General features: G+C 47.0%; 20 protein-coding genes. 12 read left to right on the top strand and 8 right to left on the bottom strand.

The window, feature by feature from the left end; translation table 11 throughout:
* The first annotated feature begins 156 nt into the window (after nucleotides 1–156).
* From LFX17_RS18685 to pyk, 4 genes are all read left to right on the top strand, one after another.
* On the top strand, nucleotides 157–1,767 hold the full coding sequence (locus tag LFX17_RS18685; RefSeq protein WP_406600724.1) for a hypothetical protein: 1,611 nt from the start codon (nucleotides 157–159) through the stop codon (nucleotides 1,765–1,767).
* Nucleotides 1,768–1,832: 65 nt separating this feature from the next.
* Entirely contained in the window at nucleotides 1,833–2,882 is a 1,050-nt protein-coding gene (asd, locus tag LFX17_RS18690; RefSeq protein ID WP_238731717.1) for an aspartate-semialdehyde dehydrogenase, read from the top strand.
* Nucleotides 2,883–2,894: 12 nt separating this feature from the next.
* Nucleotides 2,895–4,862 carry a hypothetical protein gene (locus LFX17_RS18695; RefSeq protein WP_238731718.1) on the top strand — a complete coding sequence of 656 codons (1,968 nt, stop codon included), beginning with the start codon at nucleotides 2,895–2,897 and terminating at the stop codon, nucleotides 4,860–4,862.
* Nucleotides 4,863–4,906: 44 nt separating this feature from the next.
* Nucleotides 4,907–6,373, top strand: coding sequence for a pyruvate kinase (gene pyk, locus LFX17_RS18700; protein WP_238748189.1), 1,467 nt, complete (start codon nucleotides 4,907–4,909; stop codon nucleotides 6,371–6,373).
* A gap of 98 nt (nucleotides 6,374–6,471) precedes the next feature.
* Here pyk and LFX17_RS18705 read toward each other — a convergent pair whose 3' ends face one another.
* The 4 genes from LFX17_RS18705 to LFX17_RS18720 all read right to left on the bottom strand — a co-directional run bounded on the left by LFX17_RS18705 (nucleotide 6,472) and on the right by LFX17_RS18720 (nucleotide 8,437).
* Complete coding sequence (locus tag LFX17_RS18705) at nucleotides 6,472–7,365, bottom strand: DUF1963 domain-containing protein (protein WP_238731720.1); 894 nt, start codon at nucleotides 7,363–7,365, stop codon at nucleotides 6,472–6,474.
* Between the two features lie 133 nt (nucleotides 7,366–7,498).
* On the bottom strand, nucleotides 7,499–7,759 hold the full coding sequence (locus LFX17_RS18710; RefSeq protein ID WP_238731721.1) for a hypothetical protein: 261 nt from the start codon (nucleotides 7,757–7,759) through the stop codon (nucleotides 7,499–7,501).
* The gene (locus LFX17_RS18715; protein ID WP_238731722.1) at nucleotides 7,756–8,139 is read right to left on the bottom strand and encodes an LBF_4227 family protein; all 384 of its coding nucleotides are present in this window, start codon (nucleotides 8,137–8,139) and stop codon (nucleotides 7,756–7,758) included. The genes LFX17_RS18710 and LFX17_RS18715 overlap by 4 nt, the downstream gene beginning before the upstream one ends.
* Nucleotides 8,140–8,158: 19 nt before the next feature.
* Complete coding sequence (locus tag LFX17_RS18720; RefSeq protein WP_118957005.1) at nucleotides 8,159–8,437, bottom strand: DUF883 family protein; 279 nt, start codon at nucleotides 8,435–8,437, stop codon at nucleotides 8,159–8,161.
* Nucleotides 8,438–8,680: 243 nt separating this feature from the next.
* On the opposite strand from LFX17_RS18720, the gene LFX17_RS18725 reads away from it, so the two are divergent.
* A complete protein-coding gene (locus tag LFX17_RS18725) occupies nucleotides 8,681–9,094 on the top strand; it encodes a hypothetical protein (RefSeq protein WP_238731724.1) in 414 nt (137 codons plus the stop codon).
* 6 nt (nucleotides 9,095–9,100) lie between these two features.
* Complete coding sequence (locus tag LFX17_RS18730; protein ID WP_238748191.1) at nucleotides 9,101–9,391, top strand: 4a-hydroxytetrahydrobiopterin dehydratase; 291 nt, start codon at nucleotides 9,101–9,103, stop codon at nucleotides 9,389–9,391.
* A gap of 117 nt (nucleotides 9,392–9,508) precedes the next feature.
* On the opposite strand, the gene LFX17_RS18735 is transcribed toward LFX17_RS18730, so the two are convergent.
* The gene (locus tag LFX17_RS18735; RefSeq protein WP_069609813.1) at nucleotides 9,509–10,234 is read right to left on the bottom strand and encodes a response regulator transcription factor; all 726 of its coding nucleotides are present in this window, start codon (nucleotides 10,232–10,234) and stop codon (nucleotides 9,509–9,511) included.
* Nucleotides 10,235–10,472: 238 nt separating this feature from the next.
* Between LFX17_RS18735 and LFX17_RS18740 the strand changes: the two genes are divergently transcribed.
* Entirely contained in the window at nucleotides 10,473–10,892 is a 420-nt protein-coding gene (locus tag LFX17_RS18740; RefSeq protein WP_174714596.1) for a DUF4279 domain-containing protein, read from the top strand.
* Here the strand turns inward: LFX17_RS18740 and LFX17_RS18745 are convergent.
* Nucleotides 10,881–11,207, bottom strand: coding sequence for an anti-sigma factor antagonist (locus tag LFX17_RS18745; RefSeq protein WP_118957238.1), 327 nt, complete (start codon nucleotides 11,205–11,207; stop codon nucleotides 10,881–10,883). The two genes, LFX17_RS18740 and LFX17_RS18745, sit on opposite strands and share 12 nt — an antisense overlap.
* 101 nt (nucleotides 11,208–11,308) lie before the next feature.
* On the opposite strand from LFX17_RS18745, the gene epmA reads away from it, so the two are divergent.
* The 3 genes from epmA (at nucleotide 11,309) to LFX17_RS18760 (ending at nucleotide 16,214) form a co-directional block, all read left to right on the top strand.
* The gene (gene epmA, locus LFX17_RS18750) at nucleotides 11,309–12,256 is read left to right on the top strand and encodes an EF-P lysine aminoacylase EpmA (RefSeq protein WP_238731726.1); all 948 of its coding nucleotides are present in this window, start codon (nucleotides 11,309–11,311) and stop codon (nucleotides 12,254–12,256) included.
* Nucleotides 12,257–12,322: 66 nt separating this feature from the next.
* Complete coding sequence (locus LFX17_RS18755; RefSeq protein ID WP_238748193.1) at nucleotides 12,323–13,537, top strand: OmpA family protein; 1,215 nt, start codon at nucleotides 12,323–12,325, stop codon at nucleotides 13,535–13,537.
* Nucleotides 13,538–13,940: 403 nt separating this feature from the next.
* Entirely contained in the window at nucleotides 13,941–16,214 is a 2,274-nt protein-coding gene (locus LFX17_RS18760; RefSeq protein WP_238748202.1) for an aconitate hydratase, read from the top strand.
* 348 nt (nucleotides 16,215–16,562) lie between these two features.
* Here LFX17_RS18760 and LFX17_RS18765 read toward each other — a convergent pair whose 3' ends face one another.
* Nucleotides 16,563–17,267: a TetR/AcrR family transcriptional regulator gene (locus tag LFX17_RS18765; RefSeq protein WP_238731729.1), complete on the bottom strand. Its 705-nt coding sequence runs from the start codon at nucleotides 17,265–17,267 to the stop codon at nucleotides 16,563–16,565.
* 373 nt (nucleotides 17,268–17,640) lie between these two features.
* On the opposite strand from LFX17_RS18765, the gene LFX17_RS18770 reads away from it, so the two are divergent.
* Both LFX17_RS18770 and LFX17_RS18775 read left to right on the top strand, forming a co-directional pair.
* A complete protein-coding gene (locus LFX17_RS18770) occupies nucleotides 17,641–19,290 on the top strand; it encodes an ArnT family glycosyltransferase (protein ID WP_238748217.1) in 1,650 nt (549 codons plus the stop codon).
* Complete coding sequence (locus LFX17_RS18775; RefSeq protein WP_238731731.1) at nucleotides 19,287–19,670, top strand: Cys-rich protein; 384 nt, start codon at nucleotides 19,287–19,289, stop codon at nucleotides 19,668–19,670. Before LFX17_RS18770 ends, LFX17_RS18775 begins: the two co-directional genes overlap by 4 nt.
* A gap of 152 nt (nucleotides 19,671–19,822) precedes the next feature.
* Here the strand turns inward: LFX17_RS18775 and LFX17_RS18780 are convergent, their stop codons facing one another.
* Nucleotides 19,823–20,431, bottom strand: a complete 609-nt coding sequence (locus LFX17_RS18780) for a lytic transglycosylase domain-containing protein (protein ID WP_238748219.1) — start codon at nucleotides 20,429–20,431, stop codon at nucleotides 19,823–19,825.
* Between the last annotated feature and the right edge of the window lie 73 nt (nucleotides 20,432–20,504).

A 20,504-nucleotide genomic window follows, 5' to 3' on the forward strand; every position in this document is an offset into this window, starting at 1 on the left:
GGAATTGAGGGTAAAGTCAAAAAAGAAGTTCCTGGACAGACGACGCTCGGTTGCAAGAATTTGCAACGTCGGGTTTTGAAAACGAGGGATTATTTGGAGCAACGGGAAACTGCGGAATCGAAAACGGAACGATCGCAACGAAGCAGGAAACAATGGATTCTTCTGGGGAGCGGGATTCTTTTTTTATTCCTCATCGACTTTTTATTCTTTCGCGTTTTGATCTGGAAGGTTCCGAACGAATCTCCTTGGAGTTCCAATCACTTCTATAATTTTTTGTACGAATACTTTTCGCTTCGGGAAAAACAAAAACGGAATCCTAGGATTCTCATCGTAGGTTCGAGCATCGCACATTATTCCTTCGATCGGGAATCTTTCCGCAAAGAGATCGTTGCCAGGACGGGAAAAGAAGTCGAGGTGGAGTTTCTTTCTTACGCGGGGATGACTCCTCTCGACGCGTGGCTTTGCCGGAAAAAGATCGTCGAACTGGAGCCGGACTTTGTCGTGTTTCCGATCAACTTCATCGATTGGAGATTGCACCGTGCATACTCGATGAATCCCGCAAATAAAAATGAAACCATGGATCCTAGGATTCTTCTTTTGGACGCGCTGAATTTTTTCGAAGCGCCTCAGTCCCGTTTTATTTTTCCGTTGGAAACCGCGATTGAATTTTTTTCAGATCTCGGCTTTGCAAGAACTTCCGAGTATATCGTGTCGGGACTTTTCGGTTTTTATCGGTATAAGGACGTTTTTTGGAAGAATCTTCGTTCTCTCTACGATCATCGTTACGGAAGAAATACGAGTTATCATGGCTACAACGGGGTTCAAATCCCGGAACGGGTGACTTCTCTCGGCTGGACCGGACAAAAATTTTCGTTTGTTCCGACGGAAACGATGAAAAAGAACGGATTTTTAATCCAGATCGTTCCGGAAATTCTCGCCTCCGGGCCGCTTAAAATCACATTCCAAAAAGAGAATGTAGTTCAATCGTTTTTTTTTGCGGAATCTGGCTGGAAAAGGATTCTTTTGGACGAAGCTTTTTATGAGAGCGATGTGTCCGGCTCGAGTGGCGGCGTAAATTCGGCCGCGGGAACCGACGATGTGTCGTCGGGTACGAAGGACGTTTCGCGCGATCCGCTGATTCACGCTGAACTTTCGCATACTTGGATTCCGTATTATGCCTCGGGTGAAAACAAGGACTGGAACTACGATCGACTCGGTGTTCGGCTGCAGCAAACCTTCGGAACGGATATCCCCCGAAACGGAATGCAATATACCAGGGAGGAGCGGCTGGAGGATCTTCGGTATATCGGTATGAGTGATTTAGAATATTCTAAATACTTTAACTTCCGATTGCTCGACGATTATTCTCAAAGGCCCGGGATCGGTTATCTGATCGCCCTTCGGGAAGCGAAACTCCGCATCCGCGACGAAAACTTCGTTCCGGTGCTTCATTTCCATTACCTCGAAAAGTTCGCAGGATTTTTGAAAGAAAAACGGATTCCGCTCTGGATCGTCAACAATCCCGAAAACCCGATCAGCCTCGGATGGTACGAGCATTCGAGCTGGTATCGGGAACATATTGCATTTTTGGAATCCCTCGCCGGAAAAGGGGTTTCGTTCAGCGATTTACGCCATTCTTTGCTCATGCAGGATTTCAGCGATTATCATCATTTCACATATCCGGGTATGATGAAAATGAGTTCGATTTATGCGGAAGAATTCGTCAAAATTTCTGAAAGACAACGCAAGAATCCTTTAAAACCATGATAAACGAGCCGAATTCGGCTAATACTATCGAAATGTGAGGGCGGGCTTTTCCGTTTTATTCAATTATGAGCAGGGTCAAAGTTGCCGTTTTAGGCGCCACCGGTTCCGTAGGTCAGCGATTCATTCAATTGCTGGAGAATCATCCGTACTTTGAAGTCACACATCTTTGTGCTTCCGAAAACAGCGCCGGCAAGACGTACGGCGAAGTTATGAAGACGAGATGGAAGATTTCTTCCGATATTCCTGCTTATGCAAAAAACATCGTCATCACGATCCCCGATCCCGAAAAGACGAAGGGTGTCGCATTAGCGTTTTCCGGTTTGGACGCGAGTATCGCGGGCGAAGTGGAAACGAATTACGCGAACGAGGGAATTCATATCATATCCAATTCTAAAAATCATAGAATGGACCCGACGGTTCCTCTTCTTTCCGCGGAAGTCAACGCGTCTCATCTCGAAGTTCTGACTTCTCAAAAGACCAAAGGAAAGATCATCACCAATTCGAACTGTACGATCATGGGCGTTACGATTTCTCTCAAGCCCCTTTACGATCGTTTCGGAATCGAATCCGTTATGCTTTTTTCTATGCAGGCGATCAGCGGCGCCGGCTATCCCGGAGTTCCGACCATGGACATTTTAGGAAACGTGGTTCCTCATATCGGAGGGGAAGAAGACAAAGCGGAGATCGAACCTCTCAAATGCCTCGGCAAAGTGGAGAACGGCAAGATCGTTCACGCGGATTTTCCGATTTCCGCACATTGCAACCGCGTTCCGGTCTTTGACGGACATACTGTGTGTGTGTCGGTGAAGTTTAAAAAGAAACCGACGCAGGATGAAATTCTTACCGCTTGGAAAGAATTTTCCGGAGAGCCGCAAAAGCTCGGGCTTCCGTTAGCACCGAATCCTCCGATTTTATATCGTGAAGAAGCGGATCGTCCGCAGCCGAGATTGGATCTCGATACAGGAAACGGCATGACTACGGTAATCGGTCGTCTCAGACCCGATCCTGTGTTCGATTGGAAATATGTCGTCTTGAGTCACAACACGATTCGAGGAGCGGCGGGCGCTGCGTTATTAAATGCAGAACTTCTTTACAAAAAAAATTTCCTTGGATGATACTGTCATTCCATGTTGGAACCTCAGTCTCCTGAACTCAAAGTAGCGGATTATAATACTGCATTGCAGTTGACTCAGTCTCTTGAGTCCAGGGGCGATTTCCAATACAAGGGAATTCACAAACTTCTTCTCGTGGTCGGCGATTGGACGGATAAGTTCGTCGCGAACAAAATTCTTCCCAACGCCGATCAATTAGCCAGAGAATTAAACATCGAGAAGGAAAGAATTCAAACCTATCTCAAAGAACTCTCCACCAAATACAATCCCCCGATCGTAAAAAAAATCTGCATGGTGGATTTCAATCCGAGCGGAGACGGCGCCGACGGAAGAATCGATTCGTATCTCAGAATGAACCCGGTCTTTGCGAGACCGCAGCCGACCGACGCTTCCACGAGCCATCGTTACGTGGACGGCGTTAATCAAACCACGTTCGCTTCCATCCAGCGTTGGGCGAAAGAAAAACGGGTTTTCCCCGGAAAGGAAGAATTTGTTAAGCGAATTCATACCGCGATCCTGGAAAACAAACTCACGGACACCTATGCTTCCACTGAAATCGGAAGTCTTTTTAACGACCCTTTGGACGTTACTCCGGGCCTAAAACAGGTTACGGTGAACATTCATCTCAAACCGGTTCTCAAAAAACTAGTGGAACAGAAGGTGTTGTTCTTCTTTCGGAACGAACACGCCCTCAATCCGGGGAACAGGTCCGTTTTTTACTACAACGTTCACGACGAGATTCTCGGAAGAATCGAAGCGTATAAGAGTTTTCTAATGGATCGTCTGGTTCCCGAACTCCAAAAGATCGGGGCGATAAGCGCTTTGACCGCGGAGGAAAAGGAAAACACGAGAACCCTCGTCAACTCCATCATGCCTTTCTTAAGTCCGGCGTACGGAGATCAGAAAACGGCGATGGAAGAACTTCTCGCGCTGATCCATTTCGAGGAAGAAGACAAGGAAAAAAAGGAAAAAGAAGAAAAGAAGGTCAAGCTGGGCGAGATTCTCGACTATATCAAATCCGCGAACCGTCTTGTGGATCTGAATTTTCTCCGGTTCCGCGGACAACAGCTCGAAGAGGATATCCGCACGCTTGTCGCCAATCACGAACAGATTCTTCATACCGAGTTCGCCGACAAAAACGCCCTTTATACGTATGTTCTTCATAAACTTTCGATTTCAGGCGCAATCGAAGCCGCGCGGAAAATCTTCGCTTCCACCGGAAATGACGCGGAGATTCGGATTCTCGATCGGATGAAGGTGAAGGATTTTATCGACAACCGCGATGTGGCGGCTTCTTTCGATAAGCTCGAACTTTCGAGTCTGTTCAAGTATCTTCCGTTCTTTACGAGACTCTGGAGAAATCTTTTCGGCAACGCGACGGTTCATAAGTTCGAAGCGGAACAGATCCGGGCGCATAACGCGGTCGAGTTGAACAAACGAATCGTCGAAGCCCGCACCAAAAAGATTCAGGAAGACGCTTCCAAACTCGCGGAAAAACGGGTTAAGGAAAAAGACGCCAAAGAACAAGCGGAGAAGCAGGCGCGCAAACAGGCCGCGGCTCACGCGAAGGACGACAAAGTTCCCGCGTCTTCCGCACCGAAAGAAGTCGATCCTCAGAACGCGAAACTTCTCGAACGGGTTCTGGATATTCTGGACGATTATTGGTCTAGCCGTCAATATCCCGATCGCAATATTCTTCTGTATGAAATGGACGGAGAAATCGACGAGGAAGGTTTGATCAACTTTCTCAAGAAGTTCGGTAAGAACGAAATCTTCTCCTTTATGGTCCGCAATCAGGAAGAACGATATACGTTTCCGATTCTCGTGACGAAGCGTTACCTCAAAAAGAACGGAAGGGATCTGATGGAAAAATCTTCCGCGATCATCAACGAACAGAAGGACGCGAGCATGCCCGATCAGGATTTGTTCGACTTCTGTATCTCTCTCGACGATTTTCTGAAGAAAACCCTGCCGAAAATCTGATTCCAGATTGTCCTACGCCCCGCGCTCCCGAATAAAGGTACTACATGAAGAGCGAATCCTCTGTTTTTAGAAAAACGAAAATTATCTGCACCATCGGACCCGCCACCGCCGACAAAAAAATGATTCAGGCGCTCGCCGAAGCGGGGATGAACGTGGCTCGTCTGAACATGTCCCACGGAAATCACGACTTTCACAGAAGCATCATTCGCAATATTAAGGCTCTCAACAAAGACGTTCTCAAAAATCCGATCGCGATTCTGCTCGATACGCAAGGCCCCGAAATCAGAACGGGGGATCTTCAGGTCGATCACCTCGATTTGAAAGTGGGAGAAACGTTCACCTTTCATATCATTCCCGGAGAAGAATCCGAGGAACAATCCGTTTTCGTAAATTACAAGGACATCGTCAAAGATCTCAAAGTCGGAGATCCGGTCACGGTCGACAACGGTTTGATCAATCTCGTCGTCGAAGAGATCAACGATTCCGCTCTCAAGTGTAAGGTGTTGGACGGAGGAAGACTCGGTTCGAGAAAGCACATCAATCTTCCGGGAATCCGCGTCAATCTTCCTTCGATCACGGCAAAGGATCATAAGGACATTCTTTTCGGATTGGAAGAAGACGTGGACTTTATCGCGCTTTCCTTCGTTCGTTCGGTGGAAGACATCAATCAGCTGAAACAAATCATCGAAGAAAACGAAGGTCACGCGCAGATCATCGCAAAGATCGAAGATCAGGAAGCGGTTCGCAACATGAAAGAGATCGTAGCGGCCTCGGACGGAGTCATGGTCGCACGCGGAGATCTCGGCGTCGAAGTTCCGATCGAAGAACTTCCGATTTTGCAAAGGGCGATCATCAAAGAATGCGCTCTCAAAGGAAAACGAGTCATCGTCGCGACCCACCTTTTGGAATCGATGATCAGCAATCCTTCTCCCACAAGAGCCGAAGTAACGGACGTCGCAAACGCGATCTACGAAGAAGCCGACGCGATCATGTTGTCGGGCGAAACCGCCGCCGGAAAATTTCCGGTCCGTTGTGTGGAAATGATGGACAAGATCGCACAGCGCGTCGAGAAGACGGGCGGCGTGGATTACGTAAAAGATAAAATTCCTCAGGACAAAAAGGAACAGATGGCGAGATCCGCATCGGAACTTGCGGATTCTCTAAAGTGTCCCGCGATCATCGTGATCACGAGAAGAGGAACGACCGCGCTCAACGTGGCGGGATTTCATCCTCATTATCCGCTTATCTACGCTTTTACGAACATGACCACGGTTCGCCGGAAACTCTGGCTGACACGAGGGGTGATTCCGTATCGGATCGATTTTTCCAGAGATCCCGAAAAGACGATTCGACTTGCGATCGAAACTCTAAAGAAAGCGGGAAGAATCGAGGACGGCGATCAAGTTGTGATTCTATCCGACATCATCGCCGGAGAGGATCGTGTGGAAACGATCCAGATCCGCGAGGTGAAAACCTATCCGACAACCGAAGTGGAAACCGCTTCCAAATAAAACTCGCGAACTCGACTCGAGGTCGGTGGCGACTCAATCCTAAGCGGAATCGAGCCGTTTGACCGAGTTACGTCGGCGTTCCGTTGAAAGTTTTCACTCTACGTTCCCGAATAAGTCGAGTAGGCCTTCTCGAATTTTTTCTTCTTTAAATCCTTGCGATCGATTCGAATGTGAAAGTGGCCTTCGCCGATTTCGGAATGAAATATTAGAATTTCCGAATTTTCTTCGATCTTGGATGAGGATTTCTTGCGACGACGGGATTTGCCGTTCTCTTCTTCGTCGTCCTCATCGTCCATACGTTCGTCTTCGCCCTGCCAAAACAAGGGTCTTCCGAAAATTCTCAGACTCGGATTCCAGGTCGCGACTTCCGCTTTGAGAAGTTTGGTCAGCTTGTCGTACAACGCTTTCGGGAGAAGTTTTGCGATCGTTCTGTAATCGTACGCGTCGCCCGCCACATAGAAAAGATATTTCGGTGAAAAGGAAAGTCTGTAGGTCGCGTCTCTGTATTCTTCCAAATAATATTCCGGTTCGGGAAGGGAATCCTCGTCGGGGTACTCGACGACCTTTAAATCCTCGATCGGCCCTTCGTAGAATTTTAAGATGAACTCGCCTTCGATCGTATCGAAGATGTAGAGAATTCCTTCGTCCGGAAAAAGATTTTCAATATCATACTTTTTGAATTCGGCGATATTGAGCTGCGCGAAAAAATACGTTTCTTTCGGCCAAAATTTCGCGTTGGGAAGATGGGGAAGCCCTTTCAACTTCGAGGAGCCGAGCGGAATCTTTTTTTCCGGCGTTTCCTTTTCGTCGATATCGATGAAGTAGTGCAATGCCTTGGCAAGAATGGTCGGCGTGACTTTCTCGTCCTCCTGAAAATAAACCGAAGAAGTTCCGTCGTAATAGGTTCCTTCCGCCGGAATCTTTTCCAAAAGACCTTTCGGATACGGATACTCGAGAACGAGTTTTTTTGCTGTAGAAATCGGGGTGCTCATAGAATTCCTTTTTGTTCGTTTTTATAATTCGAAAGCGTTATGCGTCTTGCGAACAAACAATCAACAAAGAAGCAAGGAAAGTATTGAGTCGGAAATGGGGGAGTTCCCACGTTTCTAGGTTTTAAAAAACGAATTACTCTTCGTCCGGAGAATACACGTGATCCGGCACTTTCAGAAAGGACTGTAAGAATTCTCCCATGCCCAACTTATCCAGAGCGTCGACGATCATACCGGTATAATTGATCGAAGACTGGAATTTTTCGAATTCCAAACGCACTCTCAGTTTTTGAATGTGGAGATAGAGTTTTAATTCCTCAAGGCTCATTTCGGAAGGATCCTTACCAAGAAAACGATCGCTTCCTTCAAACGGATTGAGATCCGGAAATTCCTTCATGACCGGTCCTTGATCCGAAGAGAAGAGGCGGCTAACCACAAAAAGACGATCGAAAGGAAAAAACTGATTCCCCCCGTGCCCAGGCTGGAGATGAGAAGATCGCCGCCCGTGATTCTATGGATAAAAACGAACGCCCCGCCTAACAACCCGATGGAGCCGAATGCCAGAAAAAAAAGCCCGATCTTGAGAAAAATATAGGCTTGGATTCCCGCCTGAAAGCGCTTGATGAGGAATTTTTTTCCGTAGAGGAGAAGGGTTTGGAAGTATTCCAGAACGGAATCCACCAAAGAGAGGAAATGCGATTTAAGATCGTTTCCTCGTTTCGTATAATCGGAGTCGTACGATTCCGATTTGGAATCTGATTTTCTTTTTTTAGCCATCGGTTCCCGGCGGTTCGTATTATTTTCTGCGAATCAACATTCCGACGAGAAGTCCGATTCCGAGTCCCACTCCGAGTCCGATCAAAGCCGCCTTCTGCGGATTTTCCTTGATATAAGTTCCGGTTTCGTCAATAATTTGTTTCGCTCTTTCGGAAGTGTCGCCCGAGATCTGTTTGATCTTTTCCTTAAGATCGGAAACGTGTTCGAGATATTCTTCGCGGGCTTTGCCGGTGATGCGTTTCGCTTTGTCCTTTAAGGACTCCACTTCTTCATTGAAATCTTCCGCCTTGGATGTCATGGATGATTCCTCCCGATTCTTTTTGTAAGTTCTCCGTCTGTGGAATCAACCACTTTCGTTCTTTCGCAGGGCGGTTTTTCTCTCGAATTTTGAAGTCTAAGTAAAAGAGTGGAAAAATCCGTTCGAGAAAAGACGCAAACGCCCGGAACCTTTTCGGATCGCCTACGATCAAAAAGTCGGTTCCGCGTTTCGATGTGAAAATTTTTTGCAGGCTAAGAATCATCCCAGTGTTAGGATAAACAAATGAATTGGATCGGCAAGCTGGTTCGTCTCAGAAGACGTCAAAAGCAAAGAATCTTTAACAAGGCGTACCGCCAAGCTCTGAAGTTAATGAAGAAAGAATTCAAGGCGGAACGAGACCGTCATCTTCAGGCGGAGAAGGAACTCGAGAAATATTACAGAAAAGACGTGGATACCGAGGCGAAAAAAACTCGGAAGAAGATTCAGGAACTCGACAACTTCAAACTTCTTTTGGAAAGAAGGGAGATGGAATTGGATTCCAAGATCGTGTTCTTAAACGAACAACTTCAAAAGATCGAAGAACTCAAGGCAAGAATGGACGGCGCGGTCAACTTGATGGCAAGGGCCGGATCACTTTCCAACGGAGCCGTCGACGACGCGGAAAAAATCAAACAAACCCTCAAAAAGGTTTTCTAATCTTTTATGAACGACCGCGAACTGCAAGACCTGAAAGAAAAAATTCCTTCAGGTTGGGAAGTGCGGTTCCGGGAAAACGTTCCTTTCCTTTTCAAAACCTATTCGTTTAACAAATACGTCGGCGGCGTAGAGTTCGTAAACGCACTCGCGAATATCGCCGAGCGGATGGATCACCATCCCGATCTTTTTCTGACGTATCGAAAGGTTACGGTCGAGATCTTCACTCATTCCAAAAATTCGGTCACCGAACTCGATCTTCGTTTCGTTCACGAAGCGGAAAAAATTTTTAATTCTTAAATCAGTTTGTCGAGAGCCCGGCCGCTTTCGCGGCAACGCCCGAGAAATAAAAAAGCCCGGGGTTTAAGCCGGGCTTTTGCGTTTCAAAGCGGGGGTTGCTTCGAAATCTTCCGGATCTTAGTCCGGGATTACGATGTTATCGTAGTTGTCCGTGAATCGGTAACCGATTCCCCAGATCGTTTCGATCCATTCCGGTTGAGCGGAATTTTTTTCCAGTTTGGAACGGATTCTTTTTACGTGGGAGTCGATCATTCTTTCAAAACCGTCCCATTCCATCCCCCAAACCGCTTCGAGGATCATTTCTCTGGAAAAAACTTTTCCGGGAGAAGCCGCCATCAACTGAAGAATGTCGAATTCTTTCCGAGAGATGTTTACGATATTGTCCTTCAAAGTGACTCTTCTGCGAACCGGATCGATTTTTAAAGAACCGCGGATGATTTCTCCGCTTGCGCCGACGTTCGGTTTGATTCCGGCTTTTTTGTCCCATCTGCGGAAGAATACGTCCACTCTCGTCTTGAGTTCTCGAACGGAAAAAGGCTTCGTGATGTAATCATCCGCGCCCAACTCCAGTCCCATTATTCTGTCGATTTCTTCGTTTCTTGCCGTAACGATGAAAATCGGAGTGTTTTCGTCGTTGCGTCTGACCGTTCTGCAAACTTCGATTCCGTCTATGTCCGGAAGGGAGAGATCTAGGATAACCATGTCAGGGTGATTTGCTTTATAAAATTTGAGTCCTTCTTCTCCGCTTGTTTGTAGAGTTGTTGAGTAGTGCGCCGAATCCAAGGATTTACGGATTAAATTTCCGATATCCGGATCGTCTTCGATGACTAAAATTGTTTTCATTACCAAGCCCCCGGTAGAGATTAGAGGATAAAATTACCTTATCTGCAACAGATAAAACCGATGAAATGTTAATAAAGGAATTTTTTTTATTCGCCACATTTTTACCAGATTCTAGGTCGTTTCATAATTTCGAGCCTTCGAGTTTCTCCGCCGAACGGTGATAAAACTGTGGATTGTGTAAAATTATAATCAAATATACGTAAAGTTTGAAAGTGTGTAAAATATCATGAGCCATCCTTTGTCCAACCCGCTCACATGGGCGATCCTCTCCGTCAACGAAGACGGACTCAACTCGGAATCCGTCACGCGTGAGTTAGACCTCAAACCCGATTTTAGTACTCCCAGAATTGCAACGGACAAAGAAGGAAAACCTCTCGGTTTCGGTCACTGGCAGCTCCATTCCACGTTGGACGCACAGGCCCCGCTCGAAGATCATATCCTTCAAATTCTGGAGAAGGTGCTTCCTTCCCGTCATAAGGTGAAGGAGTTCGCGACGAAACATCATCTTTGCATGTACGTTTCGGTGGAGTTCTCGGATTACTCTCTCAAGGAAACGGAAATTTCTCCGAAGCTTCTTTTGCTTTTGGGAAACTTGGGGATCAAACTCGTGTTTCAACCTTGGAAGCGGGACGAAAAAAGAAGAAGGTCAGAAGACTAAGACGGCCTTGTCGAATCGATAGAATTGAATCAGTTTTTTAAAGGAAGGGCTCGCACCGGATATGACAAGGGTTCTGTTTTTCAAACGAAGATCGAATGCGAAAGAAAGAATCTTCATTGCGACCGGAAGAGGCAACACCTTGACGCCGCTCAGATCGAGTTTTACGTGAAGACTGGACTGATAGAACACGAGCGCGAGAACGGACTTCAATTCGTCGAACGAAGAATCGTCGAACGAAGCGAAAAGAGGGATCACTTCCGTCGATTGGCGGTTCTTGCGGATTTCGAAATGTTCGTGTCTTTGAATCGGGTCCATGCGTTTTGTTCGCCGAAGAATTTTCGATCGGCGGGAAAAATCAAACGAGATCCTATGCTCCCTCTTTTTAAAATGGAATCAAGAGGAAAACGAATTCAAAGATGAACGAATTGAGCCGGGAAATTCTCGTCAAACGCGCCAAGTTTTTATCCGTGTTGCGCCGCTTTTTCGAAGAACGAAATTATCTGGAAATGGATACGCCTTGTCTCAAGGCGGTCCCTTCGATGGAACCGTATTTGGATCCGTTTCAAGTTCAATCTCCTTCGGGAAAGGAGAGGGGATTTCTCATTACGTCTCCCGAATATTCTCTGAAGGAAATTCTCTCCAAGGGTTTGGAAAGAATCTACGAGATCACGCACACATTCCGTTCCGGCGAAGAAGGAAGTCCGTATCACAGCGCCGAGTTTTTGATGCTCGAATTTTATACCGCCGGAATGCGGCTCGAAGGTCTGATGGATTTTTGCGTCGAACTTCTGGAGGTTCTGGATCGGGACTTTCATCCTTTCGGTTTTGAGAAGAAGTCGGTGCGTAGAATTTCCGTCGCGGACGCTTTCCGCGAATTCGCGAACTGCGGAATTTCCAAGGAAGAATTGGACCGAACGATTTCGCTTAACAAACTCAGCGAGATTCCCGCGGAAAAAAGAGCAACCGAAGATTCCTTTTTTATTGTATTCTTAAATTTAGTGGAGGCGCATCTTCCGAAAGGGTTTACGTTTTTATACGATTATCCGCCGGAGTTGGCCGCGCTTTCCAAAATCGAATCCGGTTTCGGGAAACGTTTCGAACTCTATTACGGAAATCTGGAATTGGGAAACGCGTTTCAGGAATTGACCGATCCCGTGGAACAGATTTCCCGGTTTCGTTCCGAGCAGATTCTTCGGAACAATCTCGGAAAGGAAGTTTTCCCGATCGATTCCGGTTTGGAGCGCGCGCTCCAAGAAGGGATTCCAGAATCGTGCGGAATTTCCATCGGTTTGGACCGGCTTCTTCTCGCCATTTTGGGCGGCGGATCGCTTCGGGAAATCAGTCCGTACTTCGGTAGATTCTGAACGCAAAACGCGGCTCAACAAATCGAGTCGAAAGGTCGATCTTATAAAAGAGAGTAAAAACTTTGGTTGCAGGGAATGAATTCTTCCTTAAACCTTGGTGCGGCGGGGATCATGGCGAAAAAAGAGAACTACTACGTTACCATCAAAGGTAGAAAATACGATCGGGAGTTGATCAAACTCGCCGAGGAATTCACTTCCGGCAAACGGGACGGTAGAATTTCGGTTAACGACGCGAAACAACTCTTGAAGGCCGTCAAAGATAACAACAGTTATACGGACATCGAAAAACACACGATCGAATACATCCGTGAGAATTATAAATTTACGGAAAAGTCGGACGAATGGTTCCGCACTGAAATCCGCAAATGGGCCGCTAAAAAAGTGCAAGAAGCCAAAAAGAAAGGAACTCCTTCTTCGGAATCGATCCTAGTCGACGAGAACGAGGCGCCGGACGCGAATTTCCCGTCCAGTTGGTCCGACGACAAAGGGAGCGGCGCTTACGAAACTCCCGCAAAAGATTATACGAATTACATTCCTACCCCGTCCGCAAAACCGCATCTGAAAAAGGACAAGACCGTTCCGATCCTGATTTTCTTGGCGGGACTTTTGATTCTCGTGGGATTGATCTATTTCTTTTGGACCCTGTTCTCGAACGAAAACAAGGATCGTTCGGAAGAATTGGCAAAGTCGAAAACGAAATCTTCCGTTACGGCGAGCGCGTCAAAAGCGACGGAGGAATCCGCTTTGACTTCTTCCGCAAAAGAAAAGACTGCTCCTTCGTTGAAGGATGCCTTTTCGGAAGGTACTAAAAAAGAAACCCTACAGGGTCCGGTCGCGATTCTCAAAACGAAAGAGGAAAAACAAGAACCGAAGGTCGAACCGAAATCTTCTTTTTCTTGGTGGCGCAAGAATGACTCGGAAGAATTGTCTTCCAATCCGAAATTCCGCCAACTCGAAGAAAAGACGATCCGCTTTGAAAAGAACAGCATTCAAGTTCACAAAGAATCGAGACCGAATCTCAACCAACTTTCCCGTTGGATGCGGGAGGATTCTTCCCTTCGCGTAAAAATCATCGGTCATACTTCTCTGGAAGGTTCCGAAGCCGCGAATCTAAAAGTTTCCCAGCTTCGCGCGGAGATGGTTCGGGATTATCTCGTCGGGAACGGAATTTCGCAGGATCGTTTTGAAATCGTTCCGAAAGGTGCGAGCGTTCCGATCGGAGACAACTCCAAGGAAGAAGGGAAGGAGATGAATCGCAGAGTGGAACTGAGAATCCGCTGAGTTAGAACGCGACCCGTAGGAAGCGTTCTGCTGAGTTCACTACGCGACCCGTAGGGAGCGTTCTGCTGAGTTCACTACGCGACTCTCGAAAACTTATCGAACGACCTATCGAACGACCCGTAGGGAGTGAGATAAAAGATAAGATAAGAAATTGAATTCCAGGAAGCGTTCTTGATTTCCACGAATTCCGAAAAAGTTATTTTTCAATCGACCGTTTGAAAAATCCTATACAAACAAAATGCTTACAACAGCATGATTTTATAACTTGTCCCAACCACCAACCTTTCTGAGGCTCGGAAAGTTTGCCGACTCCAATACGCATACCGGGCTTGTCTAAGGTTCTTGTCCTCCTCGATGAACTCAGGGCATTCTTGGGGCAGGTGCATAACCTACGGAGAAAACAATGGCATTCGATATAGAAATGATTCGCGCCCGATACGCTAAGATTGGGGATCTCGTTACAAAAGCGAGAAACGTTGTTGGAAGACCTCTTACTCTTACCGAAAAAATTCTTTATTCCCACCTCTGGGAAGGCGAACCAAAGACTGCTTACGAAAAAGGAAAGTCTTACGTGGATTTCGCTCCGGACAGAGTCGCGATGCAGGATGCTACGGCTCAGATGGCTCTTTTGCAATTCATGTCTGCTGGAAGAGACAAGGTCGCGGTTCCTTCTACCGTTCACTGCGATCACCTGATCCAAGCAAAGGACGGCGCAGCGGAAGATTTAAAAACCGCAAACGATGTAAACAAAGAAGTCTACGATTTTCTTTCTTCCGTTTCGAACAAATACGGAATCGGTTTTTGGAAACCGGGCGCCGGAATCATTCACCAAGTAGTTCTCGAGAATTATGCGTTCCCCGGCGGAATGATGATTGGTACCGATTCTCACACCGTAAACGCGGGGGGCTTGGGTATGATCGCGATCGGAGTCGGCGGCGCGGACGCCGTGGACGTGATGGCGGGCATGGCTTGGGAATTGAAGTTCCCGAAACTCATCGGCGTGAAACTCACCGGTAAACTTTCCGGCTGGGCTTCCGCAAAAGACATCATCTTAAAAGTTGCCGGAATTCTTACCGTAAAAGGTGGAACCGGTGCAATCGTGGAATACTTCGGCGAAGGCGCGGACAGTCTTTCCTGCACGGGAAAAGGAACGATCTGCAATATGGGCGCGGAAATCGGCGCGACCACCTCGGTGTTCGGTTACGATCAGAACATGAAGGAATATCTCTTAAAAACGAACCGCAAAGACGTCGCGGAACTCGCGGACAAAATCGCGGAGCATTTAAACGGAGACAAAGAAGTTTATGCCGATCCCGCGAAATACTTCGACCAAGTCATCGAGATCAACTTGTCGGAACTCGAACCGTATATCAACGGGCCGTTTACTCCGGATCTTGCGACCCCTCTTTCCAAGTTCAAAGAAGCGGTTCAAAAGAACAACTGGCCTACCAACTTGGAAGTCGGTTTGATCGGTTCGTGCACGAACTCTTCTTACGAAGACATCACTCGCGCGGCTTCCGTTGCGAAACAAGCTGCGGAAAAGAATCTCGAAGTAAAAGCGGAATATACAGTAACTCCGGGTTCCGAAATGATCCGTTATACGATCGAAAGAGACGGACTTATCAAAACATTCTCCGATATCGGCGGTGTGGTTCTTGCAAACGCATGCGGTCCTTGCATCGGTCAGTGGAGCCGTCAGACGAAAGATCCGGAAAGAAAGAATTCCATCATCACTTCGTTTAACAGAAACTTTGCGAAACGGAACGACGGTCTTGCGGGAACGCACGCATTCGTCGCGTCACCCGAAATCGTGACCGCGTTTGCGATCGCCGGAAAATTGGACTTCAATCCTCTTACGGATGCGCTCAAAACCAAGGACGGAAAGGAAGTGAAACTCGATCCGCCTACCGGTTTGGATTTTCCTCCGAACGGTTTCGACGTAAAAGACGCGGGTTTTATCGCTCCCGCCGCGGACGGTTCCAAGGTCAACGTCGCGGTCGATCCAAAGTCGGATCGTCTCCAACTTCTTTCTCCGTTTACTCCTTGGGAAGGAAGCGATCTCAAAGGTCTGAAACTTCTGATCAAAGCAAAAGGAAAGTGTACTACGGATCATATTTCCATGGCGGGTCCTTGGTTGAAATACAGAGGTCACTTGGACAATATCTCCAACAACTTGTTGATCGGCGCTGTCAATGCGTTCAACGATAAGACCAACGAAGTGAAGAATCAGCTTTCCGGCGGTTACGAGCCGGTGCCTCAAACCGCAAGAGCGTATAAAGCGAAAGGAATCGGTTCCGTTATCGTCGGAGACGAAAACTACGGAGAAGGTTCTTCCCGAGAACACGCCGCGATGGAACCGAGACATCTCGGTGCGAGAGCGGTTCTCGTAAAGTCTTTCGCGAGAATTCACGAAACCAACCTGAAAAAACAGGGAATGCTTGCGCTTACGTTCGCGGACAAAGCCGACTACGATAAGATTCAAGAAGAGGATTCAATCGACATTCTCGGTCTGACTTCGTTTCAGGAAGGAGTTCCTTTGACTCTCGTGTTACACCACAAAGACGGTTCTTCGCAAGAGATTAAGGTGAATCATACGTTCAACGCGCAGCAGATCGCTTGGTTCAAAGCGGGGAGCGCTCTGAATCTGATCAGCGAAGAGCAAAAGAAAAAAGGTTAATTTAAAAACTTGGCGGGGCGCCCGTTCCGATGTTCGGAACGACGCGCTTTCCGCGAGCTAACTCAATCTCACTCCCTATGGGTCGTTCGATAATGCATCGCTTCGGCCGCAAGCGGCCGCGAGTGCGTCGCTCCAATCGCTGGCGTGGGGGAGTGTTGATTCGAGATTTTGTGGGAGTTCCTACAAAGTTGTGAGTTGGGGATTTTACTTTACAAAATTAGAATTTTCTGATAGAGGAAAATTGGCCCGAATCACTCCCGCCTCCTCTCCACCGCCGCCCAAAATTAGGGTGGGGCGCGCTTTGTTTCAGGGAAGAACTTGTAGGAGCTCCGACAAACGTATTCTTTTTTATTTGGATTTTTTCTTTTCCGCTTCCGGTTCTAAACCTTTACGGAAGATCCTCGCGACTTCTTTGATGGTGGCTTGGATTTCCGCGGGAGGGATTTTATAAACGCATTGACCCATAAAGCCTAACGCAAAGGTAAGAGAAGAAATCGCATACGCGATGGATTTGAGATCCGCTTTCGGATCGATTTTTCCGGCCTTCTTGAATTTTTCCAACTCGGCCATAAACTCGGGAAGGGCTCTCGTATAAATTTTCTTTTGAATGATCTGGCTGACTTCCGGGTCCAGTATGATCTGACTTACCGCAACTTTCATAAAATCTTCCGCGTCTCGAAAGTCTCTGCATTTGCCGGACATGGAATACTGAAGGCTCGCTTCCAAGTCTTGATAACTTTCCGGCGTTTTGTTCGCGCGGGTAGGGGTCTCTTCTTGTTTGATGTCTTCGGATCGGGTGAGAATGGCTTCGAGAAGACCTTTTTTGTTTCCGAAGTATCGGAAGATCAGAGCTTCGTTCGCATTAGCAAGCTTGGCTATATCTTTCGTATTAGCGGCATCGTATCCTTTCTTCGCAAAGACTTGAATCGCAGCTAAAAGAATCGCCGTTTCCGTGGCGGAACGATCTCTTTTGCGAATCATCGTTTCACAGGCAGCCTCATCCTTCATTTGTTGAATTTCCGAGTTGTTTGCCTTCGATCTAACCGACTTCATTTTGATCCCTATAAAAGTTAAGACTGGCCCAGTGTCACTCACTATTTCGGTAAAGCCCCGCTCCCTTCAAAAAGCAGAAATGCAAAGCATGCGATAACGTGGAAATTCGAGGAGTCTTGTACTCCTATAACCGACCTTAAGCCTATTTTTTTCAATATGACCCGACCGATACTTTTTTCCGTTCACGATTTTATTCTAGATTGTCATTTTTTAGATTAGACGAAACGATTGCAATAAGTAAGTAAGTAATTACATAAAAAGAAGGTGCAAAATGTTAGGCAACTCTTCTAAAAAAATAGAGTATCCCCTCGTTTCGGATGTTTCGTCGAAAGATTCCCTTCGAAAAATTTCCTCCAGTCGGAGAGATCTGCTCATGGCGGCCGTTCTTTTCGTCATTTCGGTGCTTTTCCTTTTTCCCAACATAGGTTCGAGAGCCGTGTTGCCTCAAGGCGACGAGGAAATGCATATCGCGACGATTCGGGAAAGCATTCAAACCGGAGAAATTCTTTTTCCGAGGTTCGAAGGTTTTATGAATCTATACAAGCCTCCCGTTCTTTTTTGGACCGGGATCGCTTCCGACTTGATTTTCGGAACGAGTTTAACCTCCGAAAGACTTCCTTCTTTGTTTCTTTTTGCGGGAACGGGAATTTTGATCTACTTCGCGTTACGGTTGTTCAAGGCGGCTCCGATTTATTCGGCGATCATCGCTTCGAGTTATCTTCTGACCCTCGGAGTTTTTAAGTTTTCTAGATTGGTGATGATGGAAGCTTTGATGACGTTTTTATTGGCGGCCTCCACCTATCTACTGTTAGTTTATTTTAAAAAAAGAAACCGTTCCTTTCTCATTGCGGCGGCGCTCGTTTCGGGCTTTGCCTGTCTCGTCAAGGGACCCTTGTTCCAAGTATACTCGGGAACCTTACTTGCAGGTTGGGCCTTCCTTCACGCCTTTCAATTTCAGGCAAACGGAGAATGGTCCGGTAAAAAACGTTTGATCCGAATGATTCTGGATCAGGTTCTGTTTCACGCCCTCGCGCTCGGAGTTCTCGCGGCTTGGGGAGGAATTCTTACTTCTCTTTCGCCTGCGGGAAGCGCTTTCTTAAAAGTATTCTTCTTCACCGAGAACCTCGGTAAATTCTCGTCTGCTACTACCAATCAGAATGAGTTCATTATCCTTTTGGGATGGATCCTGTACTGTCTTCCATTTTCGCCGTTTCTTTTGGAAACGATGTCGAAGACGATCGTAAAGTCTTCGAAAAGTTTCGGAGGGATGATAGGCAGGGTCCTTATTTTTTCAAGCGTTGCGATTTCGATCATACACGAACTTCCCAATCGAAAGGATTATTATTATATTCTACCGCTCATACCTCTTGCGTTTATCGGAGTGGGTTTGTATTTTTCGAGAAAGGATCAGGAAGTTTCCTTGTCCGGTCCTCTTTCACGCAACTTCCGATTTTTGATTTTCGTTTCGATCGTTCTCGGTCTCGGAAAGATTCTATTGGATTTTCGTTCGGGACAAGAGGCTTGGGTCGATCTTCTTTGGGTCGGCTTCGGGAATATCGTGGGCGCGTTCTGGATCATTCCCCATAAAAAGACCATCCTTTATAAGACGTCTTTGACTCTTCTGCTCGGAACCGGATTCATGTTTTACTTGCAGCTTTTGTTGATTCCTTCGGTGAATCTTCCCGACGTTCCGTTAACGGGAAGAATCCAGGAAAGCAAGAATCTCTGCGTCGTATCGGAAAATCCTTGGGTTTCTCTTACGTTCAAAAACGCGTTACCCGGAACCTCGGTGGAACATTCGCTTCCCGGAGCGCAGATGAATTGTATGGACGGAAAACGAGACGTAGTATTGTATCGAGTGGAATCTTCCTTGCCGAAAGGATACGCTCTCGCACAAACTTGGTCGATCTGGAAACGCGACTTAGGATTAAAGGAAGTTCTTATCCACCAGGATCTGTACGATAAGATCCGTTTTTACAGTCACGATTCTTCCTTGCAGCAAGCCGCGGAGAATGGCCGATGAACTTTTCCGAAAGCCCGAAAAACGGGTCCATAAACGCGACTCTTCGGCATATCGTCCGATACGCCCCCGTCTACGCTTTGTTAGTTCTTATGTTCGCGGTCGTTTTGGTGAAATACGGAAGGGCGGTTCAAAAAGAAGAATTCTATTCTTCCGAATCTAAGGAGATTTGTCTCGCGTATTGCACGAAGTTGACCGGTTGTGTGGCGGAGTTGTTTCCGGGAGCTGTCGTTTCCGAGCAGATGGGGAAGATCGAAAATTCCTGTTTGCGTGGATGCAGAAAACACTTCGATAAGATGCAGGTTTGTTTAAACGGGATCGAAACCGCGAGTTGCAAATCTCTTACGGGTTGTCTGCAAACGGAGATCCAAAAGTATTACTGATTTGTGGGAACTCCTTCAGGAAATCGCGGCGGATCGCGGCACCGAGCCGCGGATCCGACCGAATGCGACTAAAAATGTGGGAACTCATACGATTTCGGAAATTACGAAAAAGTTCCGATCCTAAACGAAACGATTTCGAAACTCCTACGAGATTATTCCGAAAAATCTTTGTAATACCGTTTAACCTTCTCCACGTATTTCTGCGTTTCCTTATACGGAGGAATTCCTCCGTACTTATCCACGGCTCCCGGTCCCGCGTTGTAGGCCGCGAGCGCGTGATCCAGATTCTTGTATTTGCTCAAAAGATCGCTTAAGAATTTCGTACCGCCCGCGACATTCTCCGCCGGGTCGGAAGGATCATCCACTCCGAGAAGGTTCGCGGTGGAAGGCATGAGCTGCATCAATCCGATCGCTCCTTTGGGAGAAACCGCATTCGCCTTAAATCCGGATTCCGCTTTGATCACGCTTTGAACCAAAGAAGGATCGAGATGATTCTTTTCCGATTCTTTGCGGATGATCTCCGCGAGAGTAGGTTCAATGCCTTTGAGATCGCCTCTGGAATCTCTTCTCCCAGGTTCTGTTTGCAGATTCGGTTCCGCGGTTTTTTCCTGAGCCGCCTTCAGAATGGAATCAAAGTCCTGCTGCGAGGCGGAAACTCGCTCCGGCGTCGGCGTTTCCCGGACAAATTGATTCGGAAGACTTTCGATTTCACGAATTCGGTTCAAAATCGTTTGCACAGTAGGCAATTCTTCGATCCTCATATTATGTCTCTCGGAGAATTCTCCCGAAAGAATGAACTTTTTTTTCTTTTTGAGGAAATTTCAAGGGATTCTT

Source organism: Leptospira sanjuanensis (assembly GCF_022267375.1).
GTDB classification, from domain to species: Bacteria; Spirochaetota; Leptospiria; order Leptospirales; family Leptospiraceae; genus Leptospira; species Leptospira sanjuanensis.